Raw genomic sequence first — 22,854 nt, 5'->3', positions numbered from 1 at the left:
AGCGCATTCTGCCCTTTCTTTTTGAGTTTGTGAGTTAGTACTTCACGATTTTCGCGAAGCCCGCGGCGTCCAGGCTCGCTCCACCGACGAGCGCCCCGTCGATGTCCGGCTGCGACATCAAGGTACGCGCATTGTCAGCTTTCACGCTGCCGCCATACTGGATACGGAGCGCGTGCGCAAAATCGTCGCCGAATGCTTTGGCTGCTTCGCCACGAATTACGAGGTGGGCATCTTCGGCAATTTCGGGGGTTGCGGTCTTGCCGGTACCGATCGCCCACACCGGTTCGTACGCCATGACGAGCTTGGCTGCTTTCTTGCCGGAGATGCCGCGGAAGGCACGCGAGCACTGGCGGCGAAGGACGTCTTCGGTGAGGCCGGCTTCACGCTCTTCGAGGACTTCGCCGACGCAGACGATGGGCGTGAGCCCGTGCTCGAGGGCGACCTCGAGCTTGCGGTTGACGGTGTCGTCGGTCTCGTTGAAATACTGGCGGCGTTCCGAGTGGCCGATAATCACGTGGGTCACGCCGCTCTCAACCAGCATCTCAGGCGAGCACTCACCGGTGAACGCGCCTTTTACCTCCCAGTGCATGTTCTGCGCGCCGACCATGACATTCGATCCCTTGGTTGCTTCAACCACGGTTGCCAGTGAAAGGTAGGGCGGGCAAAGCACGATCTCATCGCGCGTGTGGTCTGCCACCAGCGGCAGAAACGCCTTTACGAACGCCAGCGATTGCTGCGGCGTGTTATGCATCTTCCAATTACCGGCAATGATCTTCTTACGGCTCATTTCAAATATTCCATTTCCCATTGGCGCGCCGCTGCGACGTAGTCGTCCAGCGTGCCGCTGTCAAAAAGTGCGAATCGTACTTCTTTCACAAACGTTGTTTTCCGAAGTGCCTCTGCGACCGCTTTCACGGCGACGCGGGCGGCATCTTTCACCGGATAGCGGTACGCTCCCGTGGAGATAGAAGGGAAGGCCATTGTGGTCACGGAGTTCTCATCGGCGACGCGGATGGACTCGCGATAGGCGCTGGCGAGCGTCTTGGCTTCGCCACGTTTGCCGCCACTCCAGATCGGCCCGACGGTGTGGATCACGTACTTTGCGCGGAGCCTGCCGCCCGTGGTCATGACCGCTTTGCCCTCGGGAAGCGACCCAATCTTCGCGACGATGCGTTTACACTCCGCGAGGATCGACGGGCCTCCGGCATTATGGATGGCGCCATCCACGCCGCCGCCGCCCAATAGCGTCGAGTTCGCGGCGTTGACGATCGCCTCTACCTGCTGCTTCGTAATGTCGGAAGGGCCCTCGAAGGCGACGGTCTTTCCGCCTTCGAGAACGACGGTGTATGCGGCTTCAGCCATCTATTTGTTGGTCAGCGCTTCCACGCCGGGCAGTTTCTTGCCTTCCAGGAACTCCAGCGAAGCGCCGCCGCCAGTGGAGATGTGGGTGATCTTGTCGGCAACGCCGGCATCGTGCACCGCCGCTACACTGTCGCCTCCGCCTACGATTGAGGTGGCGCCGCTGTTGCCGGCAACGGCTTTGGCGATGGCACGGGTGCCCTTGGCGAAGTTGTCGAACTCGAAGACGCCCATGGGACCGTTCCACACGATCGTGCGCGCCTTCGCGATCTCCTCTGAGAAGAGAGCGACCGTCTTAGGGCCGATATCCAGCGCCATCTGCTCGGCTGGTATGGACTGGCCTTCACCGATCTGATGGGGGGTGGCGTGCATGTCGAACTTGTCGGCAGTGACGTGGTCGACGGGCAGCAGGAACTTCAATCCGCGTTTGTGCGCGTCGGCCAGGATCTGCTTGGCGAGGTCGAGTTTATCGGCCTCGAAGAGGGACTTACCGATCTCCTGGCCCTGCGCCTTGAGGAAGGTGTAAGCCATGCCGCCGCCGATGATGATGGCGTCAACTTTGGCCATGAGGTTCTGGATGACGCCGATCTTGTCGCTGACCTTGGCGCCGCCGAGGATGGCCACGAACGGCTTCGCCGGGTTCGAGGTCGCCTTGCCGAGATAGTCGAGTTCCTTCTGCATCAGCAAGCCCGCAGCCGATTTCTCGACGTAGTGCGTAATGCCTTCCGTCGAGGCGTGGGCGCGGTGTGCGGAGCCGAACGCATCGTTCACGTAGAGCTCGCAGAGGCTGGCGAGTTCCTTCGCGAAGGCCGGATCGTTCTTCTCCTCTTCGGCGTGGAAGCGAACATTCTCCAGCAGAAGGGCCTGGCCCTTTTCCAACTGCTTCGCCATCTCCTGCGCTTGCATACCGATGCAATCGGGCGAGAAGCCGACATTCTGGCCGGGACTGATCGCGTGGTCGAGCATCACGCGTAGGCGCTCGGCAACGGGCTTGAGGCTCATTTTTGGATTGGGTTTGCCCTTCGGGCGTCCGAGGTGCGAGCAGAGGATCAGCTTCGCGCCGTGGCGCAGGGCGTATTCGATGGTGGGCAGCGTTTCGCGGATGCGGGTGTCGTCGGTGACGCGGCCGTTTTCATCGAGAGGGACGTTGAAATCCACGCGCATGAATACGCGTTTATTGGATAGCTGTAGATCTTTAATTGAGAGCTTCGACATGAAGTGACTCCACGCGCTCGGATGGCGCGATTCGAAAGTAGGAGTGCAACAGCAGAAGTATGTCTCGCGCCACGTAGTTATGTGGAGTCGAGGATGGTAGCAGGGGCTAAAGCCCAGATCTTTTCGGGGCCGTTTTCGGCACGACTAAAGTCGTGCCCTGATACAAACCGTTTCCGGCACGACTGAATTTCGTGGCCTGATACAAACCATTTCCGGCACGACTGAAGTCGTGCCCTTGCACAAACCATTTTCAGTACGACTTAGGTGATGGCCTCGCACAAAAAATGTGCGAAGCGAAAGGGCCGAGCTTTGCCCGGCCCTCTTATGCTTACAGGCCTTTGTTTCCGAGGAAGGTGATCAGGTCGCGTACGCGGCAGGAATAACCCCACTCGTTGTCGTACCACGAGATCACTTTCGCGGTGTTGCCGAGAACCTTGGTCAGCTCGGCATCGAAGATCGACGACAGGGAATTGCCCTTAAAGTCGCTCGAAACCAGCGGTGCGGTCTCGTAACCCAGGATGCCCTTCAGTTCGCCTTCTGCCGCCTTCTTGACTGCTTCGTTGATGGCGTCCTTCGTGATCGGCTTTTCCGCCGTGAACGTCAGATCGACAACCGAGACGTTCGGGGTTGGGACACGGATCGCGAAACCATCGAGCTTGCCAGCCATTTCCGGGATCACCAGCCGCAACGCCTTGGCGGCGCCGGTAGAGGTCGGGATCATGTTGATCGCGGCAGCGCGGGCGCGACGGAGGTCCTTGTGCGGGAAGTCGAGAATGACCTGATCGTTGGTGTAGCTGTGGATCGTGGTCATCAAACCGCTCACGATACCGAAGGTTTCATGAAGGACCTTCACGACCGGAGCCAGGCAGTTCGTGGTGCACGAAGCATTGGAAAGGATGTGGTGCTTCGAAGCATCGTACTTGTCCTGGTTGACGCCGAGGACGATGGTGATGTCTTCATCGGTGGCCGGGGCGGAGATGATGACCTTCTTGACCGAGCCCTTCAGGTGCTTCTTGGCGTCAGCGGCCTTGGTGAAACGGCCGGTCGATTCCACGACGACCTGCACGCCGAGTGCGGACCAATCGAGGGCAGCGGGATCTTTCTCTGCGAACACCTTTACGCTCTTGCTGTCCACGGTGATGGCGTCAGCGGTGGCGGAGATGTTGTGATGAAGATTGCCGAGGATGGAGTCGTACTTCAGGAGGTGCGCCAGTGTTTTCGGATCGGTTAAGTCGTTAACGGCAACGATCTCGATATTCGAGTCGTTGAGCGCGGCGCGGTAGACGTTACGGCCGATGCGGCCAAATCCATTGATGCCAACCTTGATTGCCATTTTTCCTCCGGCAAAGATATAGAACCACTACTGCTATGTGTAGGCATGAGTGCCACTCAAAATCTTAACAGTCAGGGTACGGAGCAGCAAACGGAGCAGGCACACATCTTTCGTGAAAAGAAGGACAATTCGGGCCGATTTGAAAATCCTTGCCCGAAGTGGCCTCGCGGTGAATAAATGTGCAGCGCCATGGAAACCTGGAACGCAATCCTCGCCAGCATGTGGCCGCAGAAGTACCGGAAGTGGCGCTTTCCGGAGGCGCCGCCGCTGCTCGTGTTCGGCACGTGGGTTTCAGGGTTGGCGGAGTGGACCATTTTCGGAGTGCTGGAATATCTTCAGTTCCGCAAACACTTCCTCGCGCAAGCCGACCATTTTGCCCAAGGAAACTCAGGCACCCAGGTGGCTGCACTGGCAGTCATCGTCGTGGCAGAGCTCTTCTATCCGCTATCGCTTCTGCTGATCCTCATGGCTGCGGAAGGATTCATCCGCTTCGTGAGTGGCGCAATTCTGCGGGAACCGATGCCAAGCTTGCCGGTCGTGATCGGCGTCCGTTTGTGGGACCGTTTTGTGCGTCGACCTCATCCGCAAACCTTGTGAGTCACTTCGCGGGTCGAGGTGGTATTTACTGAGTTCTAATTCCACCCCCCTCCCCCCACTCTCTATTGTTTTCAGTAACTTAGACCATGCAATATTCGCAAATTCCTCCATCCAAAGGTAGTTACGGGTAAATTCCTCTCGGGGTTGGAGTCTAGGGCATCAGTTGCGGAGTTCTGCAACTGATCGCGAAACGATGAGGTTTATTGAACAGTAAACATCGGTTTTCAAAGATCGCGGTTCAGTGGAAGTGATCCACATGCGCAGAATAACGGTGTCGTGTCACGAGGGATGTGATGGGTGCACGTCGGCGACGTGATGTGGGACACAACGTCTTCAAAGACTCGGATTGCAATTGAATAGACGGTTGCAGGGGCTAAAGCCCCGATTTTTTCGAAGGCTTTTCGGCGCGACTGAAGTCGCGCCCTGATACAAAGCGTCTTAGGCTTGCTACGAATTTTCTGTGACGAACTTCTGTAGGAATCGCACAGGTTTCGTCTAAGCTCCATTCGCCATGTACAAATTGGCTTTCATACTGCTCACGACCGCTGCCTTCGCCCAGCCTCCGATTGATACTGCCAGAGCCAAGGCTGCGTTCGATCAGGCGCGCCAGTTGTGTACTGCTGACAATGGCAAGCTCTGGGGACATACGCTTTGTGGGCCGATGCTCTTCGCGGATCGCGCCACGTTTTATGCGGTCGGAAATCAGGCGGACGCGTCCGGCAGACTTCATTCTGAGAGCGGCGTTTTCGTTGGCACGATTCCCAAGCAACTCAATATTGCGAACACCGCCACCAGTTGGGACTCGGTGATTTGGTCGGAGGTAGTGTGGCCGTTGCCTGACGATGCCAGGACACGCGGGATCCTGCTGATCCACGAGTCATTTCATCGGCTGCAGGTGCAACAGAAGCTCCTGATGAAGAATCCGGGGAACGATCACCTGGACACTTTGCGTGGACGATATTTGTTCCGACTGGAACTGCGTGCTTATCACGCGGCACTGAGCGCAGAAGGGAAGACGCGGTCGGATGCGATTCGCGAGGCGCTGACTTTCCGTGCTGCGCGCGCCAAGGAATTTCCCGGCTCGGCGCAGAATGAGCGCGACCTGGAGACGAATGAGGGTCTCGCTGAATACACCGGATACAAAGTGGGTGGCGGGGATCCGAAGGAGCCGCTGGAATCGGGAGACAAGCGACCGAGTTTTGTGCGCTCGTCGGCGTATATCACTGGGCCGGCGATGGGCTTCCTGCTCGATGCGGTGGTTCCGGATTGGCATGCGAAGGCGTTGGCGAATGAGCCTACGGACGCGCTGCTTGCCAAGGCGGTTGAGTTTCGCGAACCTGCTGACCTCGACGCGGCCGTCACGGTGTTTGCCATGCACTATGGCGGCGAAGAACTTCTCGCGCAGGAGAAGGCCCGCGATGAAGAGACCAAGCGGCGCCAGGCGGAGTTTCGGGCGAAGCTGGTGGACGGGCCGGTGCTGAGGATTCCGCTGGAGAAGATGAACATCAGCTTCGATCCTAATAAGCTGTTCCCGCTGGATGATCTGGGGACGGTGTATCCGGAGATGCGGGTTACGGATAACTGGGGCGTGCTGGAAGTGGCGAACGGCATGGCGCTGATGAGCAAGAACTGGGACGCGGTTACGGTTCCGGCGATGAACAAAGTGGATGGTTCCAGCCTGCAAGGACCGGGATACACGCTTACGCTGAACAAGGGTTATGAGGTCAGAGTGGGCCCGCGGAAAGGCGAACTCATGGTGGGAAAAGCTGCCGTTCACTGACCTCAGGAAGCTCGCTTCGCTACTGGGGAACGTGGTATAAACCCTGTATGCGCAAGTGGATGCGCGACCGCAACAAGCGGCGCAATCGCAAGACTGCTCCCGAACAACAGGGTGGTGATCAGCCTCCTCCGCTGCAGCCCTCGTTGGATCGCGGTGAGCCCACCGACTTTCCGCCGGATGACATTGGTAACCGTGTTGAGGCGCCCGTCGCCGCCGAGGAAGGTCCGTACCAGAACCAACCCAAGTCCTCCGAAGATCGTGCTGATAGCGATCGCAACTCCCGGCGTCGTGGACGTCGCGGCCGTGGACGTCGCGGATCTGCCATTCCCGGCGGACAAACCAAGCCAACCCTTCCTGGTCCGGGCAGCCTGACCGGCGAAGGCGCCGAGGCTGATATCGCGGGTGAACCCGTCAGTCCAGAGGTGGCGGCGGCGGAAGCTGCAAACGCCGCGGAAGCCAACGATGCTGCTCCCGCGCCGAGTGCTCCGGCAGCGCAGGCGTCACGTACACGCGCGCCTAAAGGCGCTGTGGTGCTCGCGATTGGCTTGCCGGGATCGGGTAAGAGCACGTGGTTCAAACGCCATAACATCATTCCCCTGTCGAGCGACCTGATGCGGACCCTGCTGTTCGACGATGTGACCGAGCAGCGCTTCCAGGACCTGGTGTTCTCTACGCTGCGTTCGCTGCTGCGGGCGCGGATGATCGCCAAGCGGCCGTGGAACCACGTGGACGCGACTAACCTGTCGCCGAAAGAGCGTCGGAGTTGGATCAAGCTGGCGCACGACTTCGGGTACGAAGCGCAGGCCGTGTTCTTCGATGTGCCCACGGAAGTCTGCATTGAGCGTAACCGCAAGCGTGGACGCAATGTGCCGGACGAGATCATTCATCGCATGGCGCAGAAGCTGCGTCCGCCGAAGTTCGAAGAGGGCTTCACGAAGATCACCATCGTGAAGCTGAAGAAGTCTGCGACGGATTCGAACCCGGTGGAAGTGCCGGTGGATCACGAAGACTCGACGCCAGTGCGCGAACCAGCTGACTTTTCCGACGACGAGTAGGGAATTCGGGACTCAGAGGGCCGGACGAAAATGTCCGGCCTTTTTCTTTGGGAACTAGCAGGCGCGGCGTTTGACGCTTAGCAGATTCTCGGCCCAGCGTTTGTGGGCGTCGAGGCGATGGCCGAAGCCGGCGGCCATTAGGAGATCGCGCCAGTTTTTTTTGGCGAGGTCGAGGGCGGTGTGGAGCTTTTCGATTTTGCCGTCGCTTAGCTTCAGCGTGGCGAAGCGGAGACGTTCCATGCTCGCGGGGGTCGGGCCCCATTGACGGACGAGCGGCAGGTTATCGCTGCACTCGTTTTCCAATAGCAACGCGGCCTCGTGCCAATCCGATTTTTCGAACAACCGCCAGACAAGTTCGGCGGTCTGCTCGCTTAGTTCGATCATCGCTTATTGCTGTGCGGACGTCTTTTCGCGCTCGTACGGTTTGTTCAGATACTTGCGCGCGTCGTCCATGGCGCCCTGGGTGTTGTCGTTGGTTTGGATGGCCTGGCGATAGGAGTTCACGGCGCGTTCGCGCTGTCCAGTGATGTCGAAGATCTTGCCGAGCTGGATGTAGCTCCAGACTTCGGTCCAGCGAGGTTCGCCGTCACCGTTAAGGGAGTCGCGGTATTCGTTGGCTGCGGCTTGGTAGTTGCGTTGGAGGTAGAAGACCTCGGCGATGCGGTAGTGCCCGAGCGAGCTGTTCTTGTTGATCGCGAGCGCGGATTGAAACTGCTTGAGGGCTTCGGCTAGATCGCCTTGCTGCACTAGCGCCTGGCCGCGGAGGATTGCGGTGCGGAGCTGGATGTCGGTGGAGTTCTTGAGCACGCGATCATTGGGATCGATGGTGATGCGGCGCGGCTTGCCGAAGGTCTCAAGCGCGTAGGGCGAGTTGGTGCCGACCACGTCAATGGTCTTGTTTTCGGTTTTGCCGTCGGTGTCGACTTTCATTTCGACGGGCATGTGGAAGAGGTCGAGGTCCTGGCTGATTTCACCGACGATGCGGAAGCCCTTGCCGTTCCCCATGCGGAAGATGGTGTACTTGTTCTTGAACTCGGGGGCGCTGGTGGAATCGACCCATTGCGAGAAGAACCAGACCAGGCTGTTGCCGTAGATCTTTTCGCAAGCCTCGCGGAACTGGTCCACGGTGACGGGCTTCATCGAGTTTTGTTGAGCGAAGGTGCGCATCGCGGTGTTGAACTTCGAATCGCCAAGCACGAAGCGCAGCATGTGCAGGATCATCGCGCCTTTGTCGCTGACGACTGATTGAAATTCCGGCGAGAAGACGTCGAGGGTGCCGATGCTCGAGAGCGGCACGCTCTGATAAGCCAGAGCACCGACCGACATATCTTTTACTGCTTCCTCAAATCCAGCGGTGCCGACGAGGTGCTCGAGATAGAGCGCCTCGGTGTAGCGGGCGAAGCCGTCGTTGAGCCACCAGTCGTTCTTATTCGCAGGGCTGACTTCCACGCCCCACCACTGGTGCGCGATGGTGTTGGCGAGCAGACGGTAGTTCACTTTTTCGCCGATGTTGTGGCCGGCGATGGCGGCGATTTCGGGGGCCCAGGCCGAGGGGACGGTGTCGTCAGGAAGCTGCACGATGTTCAGCGTGCTGGAAATTGGTGGCGCGAAGAGGGTGATGTCGAAGAAGAGTTCCTTGGTCGCGGTGGAAGCGTATTCCTGCGCGAACTTCTTCTTGTCGTCGAGGGTCCAAACGGTGAGGTTGAGGCCGCCCTCGCTGCTGGTGGTCTTCACGAACTTGCCGGCGATGATGGTGCCGGGGAAGCTGGGCTTGTCCCAGGTGTAGGTGACGGTGTGGGTCGCGCCGGAAGGTGCGGCTTCTTTCTTGGCCTGCACGTCGCGGGTGTTGCCGAGTTGGCGACGCGCTTTCGCGGCGGCGGACTTAGGTTCTTCCGATTCGCCGCCTGCAATGCTGACTTTGCCAGACGACTCTTTGCCGCTGCCGATGATCTCGAAGTCAGTGGGCGCGGTGATGCTGATGGTTGCGGAGAACCTGTTGATGCCGTAATTCGACATCGGGAACCAGCGCGACGCATAGAGGAGATAGGTGATGTCGTTGCCGACGTAGGCGAGCTTGAGACCTTCGACGGGACTTTCATCGGCGTTGGAGAGCGTGCCTTCGTAGTCGAAGGTGAGGCTCATGCTCTGGCCCTTGGGCAATCCAGCGGGCAGTGCAACGCGCACGGTGTTGTCTTGCGAGACGCGCTCGGCCTGGAGAGTTTGGCCTTTGTCGTCGGTGACGGCGGTGACGCGGAGAGCGTTGTTCAACTCAAGAGTGGCGGTGGCGAGGTCTTCCAGCGCAGTGAACTTCACCTTGGCGCGCGCGGTGAGTTTGTGGGTCACGGGCGCAATCGTGGCGTCGATCTGATAATCGTCCACGTGCAGGCGGATCTTTTCGTTAGCCGCGTGAAGTGCGGGAACGCAGACGATAAGTGCGAGGAGGAAAGCGGCAGCGCGACCAACGGATCGCCGAGCGGATTGCATGGGGAACAGGTGTGCTCCAGTCGAACGTCTTTACCGATGAAAAATCTACACGAAAAGATGTAGTGAAACCAATCTCACGCAGGGGCTAAAGCCCCGTTTCTTTTCTACGTCTATCGGCAGCGCTGAAGCGCTGCCCTGATACAAACCTTGTGTTCTCGGGCACAGCTGAATTTGTGCCTTTGATGAGAATCGCAGGGGCTAAAGCCCCATTTCTTTCCCTCCGTCTATCGGCAGCGCTGAAGCGCTGCCCTGATACGAACCTTGTGTTCTCGGGCACAGCTGAATTTGTGCCTTGGTGCTGCCCTGATACGAAACTCTCAATCCTTCCGCTGCGCAACTGATAAAACTGACCGGGCTGCGCGTTCTGCCGCCGACTCATTCGTTCGGCCTGACTGCAAGTGCTCTCGAACTTCGGCCAGATTCTTCAATACCTGCGCGCGGCGCGGGCCATCCTCAATCAGGGCGCTTACTTCGGCCGCAACTTTGTCGGCCGTAAAATTTTCTTGCACCAGCTCGCGGACGACTTCGCGTCCGGCGATTAGATTCGGCATCGCAAAACGATCTAACTTCACCAATCGGCGGCCGACTCTCCAACTAAGCGGCGCGACGCGGTACACCATTACGAACGGCGTGCCGAGTACCGAGGCTTCCACCGTAGCGGTACCACTGGCGACCATGGCTGCGCGGCTCTGTACCAGTGTTTGACGTGCGTCACTGGTTAATGTGACCCGCGGCGGCTGAGGAATTGCAAGCAATTGCGCCTGCATCCAGCCCGCGTCGAGAGTAGATGCGACGGGAAGCAGGTACTCGTTGGCTGGGCCGAGTTTTTTTGCGGCGTCGATGAGGGTGGGGAGGATCATCTGGACTTCCTTGCGGCGGCTGCCGGGGAGGATGCCGACCCAGGGCTTGGCGGGGTCGAGACCGTAGCGGACGGCGAATTCGGTGCGGGGATCGACGGTGACGCTTAACTCGCCGAGAGGATGGCCGGTGAATTCGGCTTCCACGTTGTGCTCGCGGTAGAACTGCTCCTCGAAGGGGAAGATGACCAGCATCTTCTTGACGTAGCGTTGGACGAGCTTGATGCGTCCGCGGCGCCAGGCCCAGAGCTGCGGGCTGACGTAATAGACGACCGGGATGCCGCGTGCGTGGAGCGCCTTCGCGAGGCGGAAGTGGAAGTCGGGGAAGTCGATTAAGACGGCGACGTCGGGCTTGCGGCGGTCGGCTTCCCGCAGGAGCTTGTGAAATTCGCCGTAGATGCGCGGGAGGTGGGCGACGACCTCGGCGATGCCGACGACGGCGACATCTTTGGAGTCCACGATGATGTCGCAGCCGGCGGCGCGCATTTTTTCACCGCCCAAACCGAAGGCCTCGACCGGGTCGGGCGAGAGCTTGCGCAGGGCGTCTAAGAGCGCGGCGCCGTACATTTCGCCGGAGGCTTCGCCGGCGGAGATGAGGACTTTCAGCATCTGGTAGAAAGTGTACCCCCTCCCCCCTTCTGGAATGCAAATTCTTCAAAACGCGAGACTTAGCTGGTGGATGTCTCGCAAATTCCTCTATCCAAAGGAGTTATAGCTAAATTCTTCAAAGCATTGGGTTTGGGAGGCATCGTTTTCACCACAGAGACACAGAGGCTCAGAGATTTCAAAGAACTGGGTAGGTGCTGGGAATGGGCCAGTGGACAGGATATATGGGGCGCAGGTCGAAGGATGTGATGTGGGTCGCGAGGCGATGTGAGGGAGATCACGTTGGGGACGTTCAGCGGAGACTCTCGCGGGCAAATCCCGCGGCCGCGCTGTCGGCAAGGACGGCGCTGCAGTCACCATCGGAGGCTAGGAACGCATGCTTGTTGGGGGGAGGTACGGGTCGAACCCCCCGGTCGGTTGCGGGTTTCACAAACAGCAGCAATTTGTTCCCCGGAACAAACAGCGAGGATGAGAGCTCCGGATTGTAACCGTCGACTGTGAGAGTGTCCCAGCAGATCAAGTGTTCCCCAACGAAGTACGTGTCGTTCAATTCACCCTTGAGAACCCGATCCACTTTGTAATAGGCATCCTCGGTGCTGAAGACGAATCCGCACCATGGATGGAAGGTCAAGAGTTGGTTTACGTCCGCACTCTTGTAGGCCGCAGTTGTCTCCGTATCGATCAGCTCGGCCTCGACGATGATCGGTGTTTTCTTTGCAAGCTTCCGCATATGATCGGCATCGCAGGAGGGCGAGATTGCCGGGTCCACGGTATGCAGAAACCGCAGATCCTCTTGTCCTTGGGTTCGTAATTTGGTGCCGGCACACGGATCGAGCCATAAGAAGCCTTGGTGCTTCTGCGCGTAGACGACATAAGAATGCTGCTCCTCCAAGGCGTGACACTCGGAGTTCTTGGGCGTTTCAACGACGACCTTTTCAGAGGTGATTCCTTTCACAGCGTGGTCGATACGAAACGTCGCGATGCGAAGGGTCCCGTTGTCTTTGAGCGCGTCGAGCCTTCCGAGAAATACGACATCCGACGTGCGATAGAGCGTCTGAGGACTCGGAGTTTGCGCGAGAGCGCAAATGGACAGCAGTCCAATAGGTAGTAGCGCACGCACAGTGGGTCGGATCATGGGCGTGATTTTAGACGAGAGCCAGACGGAATCGTTGTGATCTAGGTGTTGCGCTCGTGGACCGAGAGATCGACAGCTACGTCAACGCAGGGGCTGAAGCCCGGTCCTTTTCGGCACTTTCGGCACGACTAAAGTCGTGCCCTTTCACAAATCCGCTTTGATATAAGTTCAGCTGTTTTGCCAACTTCGTCCCTTGCCATTACCATTGCGTCACTCTTCGTATCGAACGGGTGATCGTTTCATGAGAATTTGCTCGCGCTTCCTGGCGCTGGTTTTTGCGCTCCTGGTTATCTCTTCTTCTCTTCATGCTCAGCAGTATTCCGAACAGAATTTTGGCGCGATGAAGTGGCGGCAGATTGGGCCGTTCCGCGGCGGACGTGTGCTGGCCGTGACGGGCGTGCCGGGGGATCCGGCGACGTTTTACTTTGGCGCTGTCGCGGGCGGCGTGTGGAAGACCTCCGATGCGGGCGGGACATGGAAGCCGATTGCGGATAAGGACGGGATTGTTTCCGTCGGGGCGATTGCGGTTTCTGAGAGCGATCACAACGTGCTGTATGTGGGGACCGGCGAGGCTTGCATCCGAGGGAACATTACTTACGGCAACGGCGTGTACAAATCCGTGGATGGCGGGCAGAACTGGCAGCACATTGGACTGGAAGACACGAGGCAGATTGGGCGGCTAATTGTTGATCCGAAGAACCCGAACCGCGCGTTTGTGGCGGCGCTGGGACATGCGTTTGGGCCGAATGCGGAGCGCGGTGTGTTCCGCACGATTGATGGCGGTAAGACCTGGGAGAAAGTTCTCTACAAGGACGATCAGACGGGCGCGATCGATGTGCAGTTCGATCCGAACAACGCGAATACCGTGTACGCGGCGCTGTGGCAGGTGGTGCGCAAGCCCTGGAACATGAGCAGTGGCGGGCCGGGGAGCGGGCTGTATAAGTCCACTGATGGCGGCACGACTTGGAAGCGACTGGAAGGGCATGGGCTGCCGGAGGGGATTTACGGACGGATTGGGATTGCGGTGGCGGCGAACTCGACGCGGGTGTTTGCGCTGATCGAGGCGAAAGAGGGCGGCATCTTCCGCTCCGAAGATTCGGGCGCGACGTGGACGCGCATCAACGATGATGAGCGCTATCGGCAGCGCGCGTGGTACTTCACGCACATCTTTGCCGATCCCAAGAACATTGACACCGTGTATGTGCTGAATACCGGTGCGTTCAAATCTACGGACGGCGCGAAGACGTTTGATCTTTTGCCGGCGCCGCATGGCGATCATCATGGGCTGTGGATTGATCCGCAGAACAGCGATCGGCTGATCAACAGCAATGATGGCGGGGCGACGATCTCGCTCGATGGCGGGAAGACGTGGTCGACGCAGCAGAACCAGCCGACGGCGCAGTTCTACCACATTGTGGCGGACAACCGGTATCCGTACTACCTGTACGGCGCGCAGCAGGACAACTCGACCGTCGGGATTGCAACGATGGATGAGCAGGAAGGCGTGATTGGGCGCTGGGATTGGTACGCGGTGGGCGGCGGCGAGAGCGGCTATATTGCGCCGGACCCGAACAACGCAAACATTGTGTATGCGGGCGATGGCGGAGGCGTGGTGACGCGCTACGACCGCTCGCGCGAGACCATCCAGGACATTTCGCCGTTCCCACTGGATACGTCGGGACAGGGCGCGGACAAGCAGAAGATCCGCTTCCAGTGGACGGAGCCGATCATTATCTCGCCGCACGATCCGAACACGATTTACACGGCGGGCGATCGCATCTTCAAAACTACCGATCGTGGACAGAGCTGGAAGGAGATTTCGCCAGACCTGACGCGGAATGATAAGTCGAAGCAGACGCCATCGGGTGGGCCAATCACGCTGGACATTACGACTGTGGAGTATTACGACACGGTGTTCACGGTGGCGGAGTCGCCGAAGCAGAAGGACTTGATCTGGGCGGGCACAGACGACGGACTGATGAAGCTGACGCGCGATGGCGGCGCGCACTGGGAAGACATTACGCCGAAAGCGATGCCGGAGTGGAGCACGGTGAGCCTGGTGGAGGCGTCACCGTTTGATGCGGGGACGGCGTATATCGCGGTGGATCGGCATAAGCTGGATGACATTAAGCCGTACATCTACAAGACGCACGATTTCGGCAAGACCTGGACGGCGATCACTGCAGGTATTCCGGAGAATGCTTACGTGCATGCCGTGCGTGAGGACACGGTGCGCAAGGGACTGCTCTTCGCCGGAACGGAGAAGGGCGTTTATGTGTCGTTCAACGATGGGGCGAATTGGGAGCGGCTGCAACTGAATCTGCCGGTGGTGCCGATTCATGACCTCGTGATTCATGCGAATGATTTGTCGGTGGCGACGCATGGGCGGTCGTTCTGGGTGCTGGATGACATCACGCCTCTGCGGGAGTTGGACGGTGGGAATGCGGAGGCGGTGCTGTACAGGCCGCGGGAAAGCCATCGAGTGCACTATCCGGATGGAGTGGATCGGCGGCGACCTGTGGGGGACAATCCGCCGAACGGAGCGACCTTCTACTATTACTTGAAGGATGCGCCGAAAACTGAGGCTACGCTGGAGATTCTGGATTCGAGCGGCAAGCTGGTAAAGAAGTTCTCAGACCGCGAAAAGAAGGCCGCCAACGAGCAGCCGCAAGAGTGGCCGGACCTGGAAGCGCCTCCGAACTTGATTCCGGCGAAGGCTGGGTTGAATCGTTTTGCGTGGAATTTGCGGTGGGAGGATCCGACGCAGACGCCGAGCGCGGTGTACGAAGGCCTGCCGCCGCAAGGACCTGTGGCAGCGCCGGGGAAGTACACGATCCGGCTCACAGTGGACGGGCGGAAGTCTGAACAGCCGTGGGAACTGAAGGCGGATCCGCGGGATTCTGCGGACGTCGCGCAGGGGATCGAACAGCAGGTGGCGTTCGAACTTGAAGTGCGCGAGCGCATCACGAAACTGCATACGGCGGTGAACCAGATCCGCGACCTGCGGGAGAAGCTGGAGACACTGAAGAAGTGGGTGGGCGAAAATCCGCAAGGGAAGCAGTTGCTGGAACAGGCGGAGGCGCTCGATAAGAAGATGTCGGGCGTGGAGGAACAGCTGATCCAGGTGAAGCTGAAGAGCACGGAAGGGAACCTGCGGTATCCGAACATGCTGAACGAGCAGTGGGCCACGTTTGCCGCGTTCATTGATATTGCGGATGCGCCGCCGACTACGCAGGAGAAGTCGGTGTACGAGTATCTGTCTCAGCAATCGGATGCAAATATCGCCAGGTGGGAAGAGATTCGGAAGACGGATGTGCCTGCTTTGAATGAGGCGATGCAGAAGAGCGGGGCGGTTAGGCTGGGGGTGGAATAGGATCGACGGAGAATTAGGAGGAGCTTTCACCAAGAAGAAGCAGAGTGACATTCTGAAGTTGTTTGGGACGGTCGATTACGATCCTAACTACGACTACAAGGCGAATCGGCTGCGGGACACGGTTCCTGATGACGAGGGCGAAGCAGCGGCTGAAGCCGATTTTCTTCGGTTGCTGAAATCGGCAGCGCTAAAGCGCTGCCCTGATACAAAGCCAGACATAAAGTCGAACGCGAGACGCGGCGCGGTTAAGGTCAAAGTTCTTCCCTGAACTTCTTCGTCATCTGCCGTACTGCGGTTTCGTCGCGGCGGTACCACGTCCATTGGCCGCGGCGTTGGCCGGTGATCAGGCCGGCGTCGGCGAGGATTTTCATGTGGTGCGAAACCGTTGGTTGCGAGAGTTTGATTTTGGCTTCGATGTCGCGGGCGCAGAGGCCGGTAGATTCCCCGATGGAGCAATGGCCCTTTTCGCCGAGCATTCTGAGGATGCGGCGGCGGGTGGGATCGGCAACGGCACGCAGTTGTTCAGTGAGATGATGTCCGTTTCCGTTCTTGGTATTCATGGCCATCAATATAGCCATGCTTCGCTGCGTTGCAGCATGAAGAAAAGCGCGCCGCAGCACGCTTTCCCGAAACGAAAACCGATTACTTTTTAAGGATAGGGTTGTAGCCGTCGCTTACGAGGCGCGTCCGCATGTCTTCGGCGGTGGCGATGTCGACGAAGGGGCCGACTTGCACGTGGTAGAGCTTGTCGTTGGGCGGGTTGGTAGCGATCAGGACGGCGTAGCTCTTTTTGCGCAGAGCGTCGGCGAGGGCTTGAGCGTCTTCCTGTTTGCTGACGGCGGCGACCTGCACGACGTACCCGGAACCGGGGCGAGCGATTTCGGGCGCGACGGATTTCGGCGTCATGGGGTCGGCAGCGCGCGCGGGAGCAGGCGTGACCTCGGGTTCAGGCTCGGGCTTCTGCAGATTGGCGTCGGGCTCTTTTTGACCGACGGCTTTGTAGAACGTGAGGTCGGGCTTGTTCTCAGGCTGAGCTGACTTCGCGGAGACGCTGCCGGCTGGCTTGGGGCCGGAGGGCTCGGAGGCGAGGGAAGCGTCGGCGGTTGTGGCGGCGCCCTTCGCGGAACTCTTGCCGAACGAGTAGCCGATGCTGAAGAAGACGCCGCAGAGAATTGCGAGTACAAGAAAGAGCCCGAGCAGTTTTCCGAGCCCAAGGGTGATTTCAGTGTCCTGAGATTGCATCTACTTCAAAGCCTCGCTACTACATTACGGCTTCGTCACGGCCTTGTTAATGATTTGCTGGATGCCCTGTAGCATATCTACCGGAACGGGGAAGATTACCGTCGTGTTCTTCTCGACGCCGATTTCGGTGAGGGTTTGGAGATAGCGCAATTGCATGGAGGCAGGCTCGGTGGAGAGCAGATGGGCGGCTTCGGTGAGGCGCTGGGCAGCGGCGAATTCACCCTCGGCGTGGATGATTTTCGATCGCTTTTCGCGATCTGCCTCGGCCTGTTTGGCCATGGCGCGCTGCATGCTCTCCGGCAAATCAACCTGTTTCACTTCGACACTGGTGACTTTCACGCCCCAGGGATCGGTGTGCTGATCGAGGATGCTCTGCAATCGCAGATTGATCTTCTCGCGGTGAGCCAGTAACTCGTCGAGGTCAACTTCGCCGAGGACGGAGCGCAGCGTCGTCTGGGCAAATTGCGAGGTCTGGTAGCGATAGTTCGAGACCTGGACGATGGCGCGGTTCGGATCAATCACGCGGAGGAAGATAACGGCGTTCACTTTGAGGGTGACGTTGTCGCGAGTGATGATGTCCTGCGGCGGAACTTCCATCGCTTCCTGCTGCAGCGAGACACGGACCACGCGCTGCAAGGGAGCGAAGATCAACACCAGGCCGGGACCTTTCGGTTGCGGGTTGAGATGGCCAAGCGTGAAGATGACGGCGCGCTCGTACTCGGGGATGACCTTGATGCAGCTCAGGACCCAGAAGATGAAGATGACGACGATGATTGCGATCGGTGCAAACGCGGGCATGGCTGCCTCCGGTACTAGAGACTCTTCGCGGATTGTATCTGATGCTGAGCACGACAGTAAGCGAGATTACGCCGTTGCCATGCGGAGGGGAGATTCTGCGCCGGAATGGTAATCGAGCTTATTTCAACGCTGTAATACGACTTCTCGTGCGGCGACAGATTGTGCGACGGGCTCGACGCGCAGGGTAAGCCCGTCAATCCCGCGTATAACGACCGGTTCGCCGGCTGCGACGGGTACCAGCGAGGCGGCGTCCCAGATCTCACCCATGACCGTAACTTTGCCGGTTGGTGATAACGGCGAACGGGCGACGCCGGTCTGGCCCAGCAGGCCTTGAATGCCGGTGGTCACCTTATTGCGGCGCGCGCGGAGGGCGATGGTCATCAGGAAGACAGTGATCAGGCCAAAGGCGACCGAGACAGAGAGCGCCATTTCCCACTTGACGCGCATTTCGGGGATGGGACCATCCACCAGCAACATGCCACCGAGAGCGAGGCAGGCGATACCGGCGATGCCGAGAATTCCGTGGGTGGCGAATTTAGCTTCGAGCGCAAAGAAGATAAACGAGGCGAGGATGAGCGTGACGGCTGCGTAACGTATCGGAAGGAAATGGAACGCGAATAGCGCAAGCAGGATGCAGACGGTTCCGACAACGCCGGGGATGATCGCGCCGGGATGATTGAACTCCGCGTATAGACCGATGGCGCCGATGGCGAAAATGAGGAACGCGATATTGGGATCGACGAGGAAGCCGAGGAGGCGTTCTTTGAGCGAGCGGTCGTAATCGGTGATGGGAGCAGCGGCGATTTTCATGACGACCGTGCTGCCGTCGAAACGTTTTACGGTGCGGCCATTCACTTGTGAGAGCAGGTCCTGCTCGTCTTTGGCGATGACGTCAATCAGGTTCTGGCTGAGGGCTTCCTGGTCGGAGAAGGCTTTTGATTCGCGTACGCCGGTTTCGGCGAGAGCGACGTTGCGTCCGCGCTTGGAGACGTATGAACGAAGGAAGGCCGCGAGATCGTTTTCGATCTTGGCCTTCATCGTGTCGTCTTCCTTTGTTTGCGCTACGCCAAAGGCCAGCGAGACGGGATGGGCAGAGCCGGTGTTGGTGCCGGGCGCCATGGCGGCGATGTCGGCGGACTCAAGGATGAAGAAACCCGCGGAAGCTGCATTCGCGCCTGTCGGATAGACGTAAATGATTACGGGAACCTTGGAGCCAAGGATCTTCGAGATGATGGCGCGCGTAGAGGTGACCAGGCCGCCGGGGGTATGCAACTCGATCAAGACAGCCTGTGCGTTGTGCTCTGCGGCGTAATCGATGCCGCGGCTGATGTATTCCTCGGAGACCGGCTGAATGGTGTCGTCGAGCTTGAGGCGGACGACTTGCGCGAGAGACGGCAGGGCGATACAGAGCGCGGCGAAAAGCAGCAACAGGCGTCGCATGGTGACCTCCGAAGCGCTACTCCGGCGTGCTGCCGGATGGCGGGGCCTGACCCGCCTTTGATTCTATGCTTCGTTTGAGTGCCAGTGCGGCGGAATTCGCAGGCTCAAGTTTCAAGGCCGAATCGACAGCGTCATTCGCTTTGCGGGTGTCTTTGCGGGCGACGGCCAAGCGTGCCACGACTAGGTAGGCGTCGACATTCGACTGGAGTTTGAGGGATGCGTCGGCTTCGCGCGCGGAGGCCGCCGGGTCGCTCGATTCAAGCGAGCGTGCCAAGCCTGCATGACCAACGGCATTGTTTGGATCGTATTGCAACGCCTCGCGGAATTGTTTTTCGGCTTGCGCGGCGAAGCCCTGGTTCAACAGATCGCGTCCGCGTTCGAGATGGTAGGCAGCGTGAGTCTTGGGATCGGCCTGCGCGAGGCGCTGCTCAGCGACGTTCTCGATTTCCATGGCCACTTGCTGATACGAAGTTTCGTCGTAGGTGCGTTTCAGGCGCTCCATAGGGAGTTTGAGCTGCGCTGCCTGGGTGTGCGAAACGTTGGAGACTGCCGCGCCTTGAAGCTGATCCAGAAGAGACTTGATCTCTGCGTCGTCGGGATGGGTCTTTTGGGCGTCGCGAAGTTGTCGCACTGCGCCGGCGTTGTCGCCGCCACGGGCGAGCGCAACAGAGAGGTTGAAACGGTAGTCGGCGTCGGTGGGATCGGCAGCGACAGCTTTCTGCAGCAGGTCTGCTTCGGTTTTCCGGCCGCGCCGGGCGGCGATGACACCAAGGTTGTTGTAGATCGCGGGCATGGGCAAACGGGTCAGCAGGAAATTGAAGGCCTCAGCGGAGCGTTCGAAGTCGCCACGATAAAAGGCCGCGATGCCGATATCGAAACTGGCTTCATTTGCGAGCGGATCGTTTTTTGGAATTCGCGAGAGCCAGTTGACGGCCTGATCGTAGTCGCGATTGTCGAGATAAGCCTTGCCGAGCGCGAGCGTGGCGCGGGTGTAATTCGGGCTGAGGCGGTTGGCCTCGCGCAGGCGATTGATCTTCTCCTGGCGGGTGCCGGCGGTGATGCCACGAACGTAGTTTTCGAAGGCGTCGAGTCGAATGCCGGAGGAGGCGCGGAGGAACTCGTCCTTCGAGCCAGTCGGCTGCCTTTGCATTTCGCCGATCAGGTCCCATGCGAGGGTGCTCTGGATATTCATCAGCGTGGTGAGCGGGCCGCTAGCGGTGACGGATGGCTCCAACTTCAGTGACTTCATGTCGAGAAGCTGCGCATTTGCGGTGAAAGTGTTGCCGTCGAACGTGTAGTGGCCGATAACGACGTAGTCGGCGTCCATTTGCTCGGCCATGCGATAGAGCGTGGCGAGGGAAGGATGAAGGGTTTGAGGGATGCCGAAGCGGTCGAAGGCGAGCAGGCGTTCGTCACGGCTAATGACATAGGTTGAGGGGGAGGCCATGCGCTGACCGAGCAACTCAGGGAAGGACTCGCTGATCCATTCGAGGCCTGGGGCGCGGGATGCGTTGTCGAAGGGGAGGACGAGGAGCGTTTGTGCCCCCGCGTGTGCCTGGGCAACAGCAGTAAGGCTCAGCAGCAAACAGCAGAAAACGAGAATGAGGCCGCGGCGAAAATTCAAAGTAGTCCGTCGAAACTCGGGATAAGGCGATTATAGCGGCAGCTCGCGATGTTGTTCCTCAGCCCGGCAACCTGCGTGGCGCCCGAAGCGCTCTAACCAATGCCGCCACTCGAATGTCCCCAAGGGAGTGAAACATCATGAAGAAGCTAGCTTCGATTGCCACGATCGCGCTGTTATCGGCCACGTTCGCGGTGGCGCAGTCCCAGTCCTCGCAGAGCGGCCAGTCCAGCACCAGCCAGCCGATGAGCGAACAGACACCCAACGGCGGCAACAGCACGAACCCGCAACCGGCCAACCCGAATGCGACGCCTTCGACGGTTCCGGACAACACGGGCAGCCAGACGCCGATGCCGGGCAATCCGTCGGAGACGGGGAGCGCGCCGGGTACGACGTCAACCGATACGACCAAGCCGAGTGGCACGCCGACGGATACGACTTCGTCGGGTGGCGCTGCGAATCCAAACAGCTCGCCGCAGCAGGACACGAGCGTGCCCAAGTCGGATAAGCCGCAGGATTCGGGCAATCCGGATGCGACCGGAAATCAGCCTCACTAGGCGGTTGTGAATTGCGCAGAAGAAAGCCCCGAGCGATTCGGGGCTTTTCTATTTCTAAGCGCTTCGCCTTTCAATCACTTCCACAGGAGGCGTTTCGGCATTGTGGGAGTCGGGCGAAGATCGTTGCTCGCGGAGGCGGCCGACTTCATCCGTGATGAGCCGTGCGCTGCGCTTGTAAGTGAGGTACGACCATGCCCATTCGATCATTACGAGCAGGCGATTGCGGAATCCGATGAGGAACAAGATGTGGATGAAGAGCCAGGACAGCCACGCGAAGTAACCGGTCAGTTTGAACCCAGGGAACTGGGCGACGGCGGCGTTGCGGCCGATGGTGGCGAGATTACCTTTGTCGTTGTAAACGAAGTTGGTGCGCGGACGATGGGCGAGATCATCGCTGATGGTTTTGGCGACGAAGCGTCCCATTTGCATGGCGGCGGGCGCGACGCCGGGAACCGGCTTGCCGTCAGGGTTTTTGATGGTAGCGAGGTCGCCGATCACGAAGACTTCGGGATGATTGGGAAGCGTGAGGTCGGGCTGCACGGGAACGCGACCGGCGCGGTCTACTTGTTCACTTAAAGCGCGGCCGAGCGGAGAGGCAAAGACACCCGCAGCCCACAGCGTAACCGACGTCGGCAACACCACATCGCCCATATGGATTTCGTGGGGAAGGATCTGCGTGACCATTGTGCTGGTGCGGACTTCCACACCGAGTTTGTGCAACTGTTGTTCCGCACTTGCCGAGAGGTCTTCCGGAAAGGCAGCGAGAACTCGCGGTCCGGCTTCGATGAGAATCACCCGCGTGTGCGTAGGATCGATGTTGCGGAAGTCACGGGGGAGCGAGGTGCGGGCGACTTCGGAAATTGTTCCGGCGAGTTCGACCCCGGTGGGTCCGCCACCCACGATCGCGAACGTGATGTCCTGATGATGGCCGTGCAGCGCGGCCTGGCGCTCTGCTTCTTCAAACGCAAGCAGCACGCGACGACGAATCTCAAGAGCGTCTTCGACGGTCTTGAGCCCGGGCGCGAGAGGTTCCCACTCGTCATGGGCAAAATACGAATGCCGCGCTCCGGCAGCGACGACGAGATAGTCGTATTCGATTTCTGCGTCCACAGTGTGCACGATCTTGCGCGCGAGATCGAAGCCGGTGACTTCCGCGAGCAAGACTTCAGTGTTCTTCTGTTTCGACACGATCGAACGCAGCGGTGCAGCGATCTCCGCCGGCGACAGCCCTGCGGTCGCGACCTGGTAGAGCAGTGGCTGGAAAGTGTGATGGTTTTTGCGATCGAGCAGGAGGATCTGCACCGGTTGGTGTTTGAGATGGGAAACGGTTTCGAGACCACCGAAGCCGCCGCCGATGACTACCACGCGAGCGCTTCTCGTATCCGTCATACTTATCAGATAC

At 59.2% G+C, this 22,854-nt stretch carries 19 protein-coding genes; 5 read left to right on the top strand and 14 right to left on the bottom strand.

Annotated features, from left to right (window positions below):
• Window positions 1-34 precede the first annotated feature (34 nt).
• The 4 genes from tpiA to gap form a co-directional block, all read right to left on the bottom strand.
• A complete protein-coding gene (tpiA, locus tag ACID345_RS13115) occupies window positions 35-787 on the bottom strand; it encodes a triose-phosphate isomerase (protein ID WP_011523346.1) in 753 nt (250 codons plus the stop codon).
• On the bottom strand, window positions 784-1,362 hold the full coding sequence (locus tag ACID345_RS13110; protein WP_011523345.1) for an O-acetyl-ADP-ribose deacetylase: 579 nt from the start codon (window positions 1,360-1,362) through the stop codon (window positions 784-786). The genes tpiA and ACID345_RS13110 overlap by 4 nt, the downstream gene beginning before the upstream one ends.
• Window positions 1,363-2,574, bottom strand: coding sequence for a phosphoglycerate kinase (locus tag ACID345_RS13105; protein WP_011523344.1), 1,212 nt, complete (start codon window positions 2,572-2,574; stop codon window positions 1,363-1,365).
• A 328-nt stretch (window positions 2,575-2,902) separates the two neighbouring features.
• Window positions 2,903-3,907, bottom strand: coding sequence for a type I glyceraldehyde-3-phosphate dehydrogenase (gap, locus tag ACID345_RS13100; protein ID WP_011523343.1), 1,005 nt, complete (start codon window positions 3,905-3,907; stop codon window positions 2,903-2,905).
• Between the two features lie 177 nt (window positions 3,908-4,084).
• Here gap and ACID345_RS13095 point away from each other — a divergent pair, with 177 nt between their 5' ends.
• From ACID345_RS13095 to ACID345_RS26345, 3 genes are all read left to right on the top strand, one after another.
• Complete coding sequence (locus ACID345_RS13095; RefSeq protein WP_011523342.1) at window positions 4,085-4,504, top strand: hypothetical protein; 420 nt, start codon at window positions 4,085-4,087, stop codon at window positions 4,502-4,504.
• Window positions 4,505-5,015: 511 nt separating this feature from the next.
• Entirely contained in the window at window positions 5,016-6,284 is a 1,269-nt protein-coding gene (locus ACID345_RS13090; protein ID WP_011523341.1) for a hypothetical protein, read from the top strand.
• 47 nt (window positions 6,285-6,331) lie between these two features.
• On the top strand, window positions 6,332-7,339 hold the full coding sequence (locus tag ACID345_RS26345) for an ATP-binding protein (RefSeq protein ID WP_011523340.1): 1,008 nt from the start codon (window positions 6,332-6,334) through the stop codon (window positions 7,337-7,339).
• A 54-nt stretch (window positions 7,340-7,393) separates the two neighbouring features.
• Here the strand turns inward: ACID345_RS26345 and ACID345_RS13080 are convergent, their stop codons facing one another.
• The 4 genes from ACID345_RS13080 to ACID345_RS13065 form a co-directional block, all read right to left on the bottom strand.
• Window positions 7,394-7,723, bottom strand: a complete 330-nt coding sequence (locus ACID345_RS13080) for a hypothetical protein (protein WP_011523339.1) — start codon at window positions 7,721-7,723, stop codon at window positions 7,394-7,396.
• A 3-nt stretch (window positions 7,724-7,726) separates the two neighbouring features.
• Window positions 7,727-9,823 (bottom strand): M1 family aminopeptidase, encoded by a 2,097-nt coding sequence (locus ACID345_RS13075; RefSeq protein WP_011523338.1) that lies wholly within the window; start codon window positions 9,821-9,823, stop codon window positions 7,727-7,729.
• 317 nt (window positions 9,824-10,140) lie between these two features.
• Window positions 10,141-11,289 carry a lipid-A-disaccharide synthase gene (gene lpxB, locus ACID345_RS13070; protein WP_011523337.1) on the bottom strand — a complete coding sequence of 383 codons (1,149 nt, stop codon included), beginning with the start codon at window positions 11,287-11,289 and terminating at the stop codon, window positions 10,141-10,143.
• Window positions 11,290-11,578: 289 nt separating this feature from the next.
• Window positions 11,579-12,421 (bottom strand): hypothetical protein, encoded by an 843-nt coding sequence (locus ACID345_RS13065; protein WP_011523336.1) that lies wholly within the window; start codon window positions 12,419-12,421, stop codon window positions 11,579-11,581.
• 241 nt (window positions 12,422-12,662) lie between these two features.
• On the opposite strand from ACID345_RS13065, the gene ACID345_RS13060 reads away from it, so the two are divergent.
• Window positions 12,663-15,794 (top strand): VPS10 domain-containing protein, encoded by a 3,132-nt coding sequence (locus ACID345_RS13060; protein ID WP_011523335.1) that lies wholly within the window; start codon window positions 12,663-12,665, stop codon window positions 15,792-15,794.
• Between the two features lie 251 nt (window positions 15,795-16,045).
• Here ACID345_RS13060 and ACID345_RS13050 read toward each other — a convergent pair whose 3' ends face one another.
• From ACID345_RS13050 to ACID345_RS13030, 5 genes are all read right to left on the bottom strand, one after another.
• Window positions 16,046-16,372, bottom strand: a complete 327-nt coding sequence (locus ACID345_RS13050; RefSeq protein WP_083763742.1) for an ArsR/SmtB family transcription factor — start codon at window positions 16,370-16,372, stop codon at window positions 16,046-16,048.
• Between the two features lie 64 nt (window positions 16,373-16,436).
• Complete coding sequence (locus ACID345_RS13045; RefSeq protein WP_011523333.1) at window positions 16,437-17,036, bottom strand: SPOR domain-containing protein; 600 nt, start codon at window positions 17,034-17,036, stop codon at window positions 16,437-16,439.
• A gap of 24 nt (window positions 17,037-17,060) precedes the next feature.
• Complete coding sequence (locus ACID345_RS13040) at window positions 17,061-17,834, bottom strand: slipin family protein (protein ID WP_011523332.1); 774 nt, start codon at window positions 17,832-17,834, stop codon at window positions 17,061-17,063.
• A gap of 123 nt (window positions 17,835-17,957) precedes the next feature.
• Window positions 17,958-19,274, bottom strand: coding sequence for an NfeD family protein (locus ACID345_RS13035; protein WP_011523331.1), 1,317 nt, complete (start codon window positions 19,272-19,274; stop codon window positions 17,958-17,960).
• 16 nt (window positions 19,275-19,290) lie between these two features.
• The gene (locus ACID345_RS13030; RefSeq protein ID WP_011523330.1) at window positions 19,291-20,898 is read right to left on the bottom strand and encodes a tetratricopeptide repeat protein; all 1,608 of its coding nucleotides are present in this window, start codon (window positions 20,896-20,898) and stop codon (window positions 19,291-19,293) included.
• 137 nt (window positions 20,899-21,035) lie between these two features.
• Here ACID345_RS13030 and ACID345_RS13025 point away from each other — a divergent pair, with 137 nt between their 5' ends.
• On the top strand, window positions 21,036-21,452 hold the full coding sequence (locus tag ACID345_RS13025; RefSeq protein WP_011523329.1) for a hypothetical protein: 417 nt from the start codon (window positions 21,036-21,038) through the stop codon (window positions 21,450-21,452).
• Window positions 21,453-21,506: 54 nt separating this feature from the next.
• Here ACID345_RS13025 and ACID345_RS13020 read toward each other — a convergent pair whose 3' ends face one another.
• Window positions 21,507-22,841: an NAD(P)/FAD-dependent oxidoreductase gene (locus ACID345_RS13020; protein ID WP_011523328.1), complete on the bottom strand. Its 1,335-nt coding sequence runs from the start codon at window positions 22,839-22,841 to the stop codon at window positions 21,507-21,509.
• Window positions 22,842-22,854 lie beyond the last annotated feature (13 nt).

This window comes from Candidatus Koribacter versatilis Ellin345 (assembly GCF_000014005.1).
GTDB classification, from domain to species: domain Bacteria; phylum Acidobacteriota; class Terriglobia; order Terriglobales; family Acidobacteriaceae; genus Korobacter; species Korobacter versatilis_A.
The sequence above is the reverse complement of the archived record's forward strand: the minus strand, read 5'-3'. Positions and strand labels throughout refer to the sequence as shown.

Bases quoted from the DNA above. Each gene is read 5' to 3' on its own strand.
- tpiA (WP_011523346.1), bottom strand. From the start codon at position 787: ATGAGCCGTAAGAAGATCATTGCCGGTAATTGGAAGATGCATAACACG.
- ACID345_RS13110 (WP_011523345.1), bottom strand. From the start codon at position 1,362: ATGGCTGAAGCCGCATACACCGTCGTTCTCGAAGGCGGAAAGACCGTC.
- ACID345_RS13105 (WP_011523344.1), bottom strand. From the start codon at position 2,574: ATGTCGAAGCTCTCAATTAAAGATCTACAGCTATCCAATAAACGCGTA.
- gap (WP_011523343.1), bottom strand. From the start codon at position 3,907: ATGGCAATCAAGGTTGGCATCAATGGATTTGGCCGCATCGGCCGTAAC.
- ACID345_RS13095 (WP_011523342.1), top strand. From the start codon at position 4,085: ATGTGCAGCGCCATGGAAACCTGGAACGCAATCCTCGCCAGCATGTGG.
- ACID345_RS13090 (WP_011523341.1), top strand. From the start codon at position 5,016: ATGTACAAATTGGCTTTCATACTGCTCACGACCGCTGCCTTCGCCCAG.
- ACID345_RS26345 (WP_011523340.1), top strand. From the start codon at position 6,332: ATGCGCAAGTGGATGCGCGACCGCAACAAGCGGCGCAATCGCAAGACT.
- ACID345_RS13080 (WP_011523339.1), bottom strand. From the start codon at position 7,723: ATGATCGAACTAAGCGAGCAGACCGCCGAACTTGTCTGGCGGTTGTTC.
- ACID345_RS13075 (WP_011523338.1), bottom strand. From the start codon at position 9,823: ATGCAATCCGCTCGGCGATCCGTTGGTCGCGCTGCCGCTTTCCTCCTC.
- lpxB (WP_011523337.1), bottom strand. From the start codon at position 11,289: ATGCTGAAAGTCCTCATCTCCGCCGGCGAAGCCTCCGGCGAAATGTAC.
- ACID345_RS13065 (WP_011523336.1), bottom strand. From the start codon at position 12,421: ATGATCCGACCCACTGTGCGTGCGCTACTACCTATTGGACTGCTGTCC.
- ACID345_RS13060 (WP_011523335.1), top strand. From the start codon at position 12,663: ATGAGAATTTGCTCGCGCTTCCTGGCGCTGGTTTTTGCGCTCCTGGTT.
- ACID345_RS13050 (WP_083763742.1), bottom strand. From the start codon at position 16,372: ATGGCTATATTGATGGCCATGAATACCAAGAACGGAAACGGACATCAT.
- ACID345_RS13045 (WP_011523333.1), bottom strand. From the start codon at position 17,036: ATGCAATCTCAGGACACTGAAATCACCCTTGGGCTCGGAAAACTGCTC.
- ACID345_RS13040 (WP_011523332.1), bottom strand. From the start codon at position 17,834: ATGCCCGCGTTTGCACCGATCGCAATCATCGTCGTCATCTTCATCTTC.
- ACID345_RS13035 (WP_011523331.1), bottom strand. From the start codon at position 19,274: ATGCGACGCCTGTTGCTGCTTTTCGCCGCGCTCTGTATCGCCCTGCCG.
- ACID345_RS13025 (WP_011523329.1), top strand. From the start codon at position 21,036: ATGAAGAAGCTAGCTTCGATTGCCACGATCGCGCTGTTATCGGCCACG.
- ACID345_RS13020 (WP_011523328.1), bottom strand. From the start codon at position 22,841: ATGACGGATACGAGAAGCGCTCGCGTGGTAGTCATCGGCGGCGGCTTC.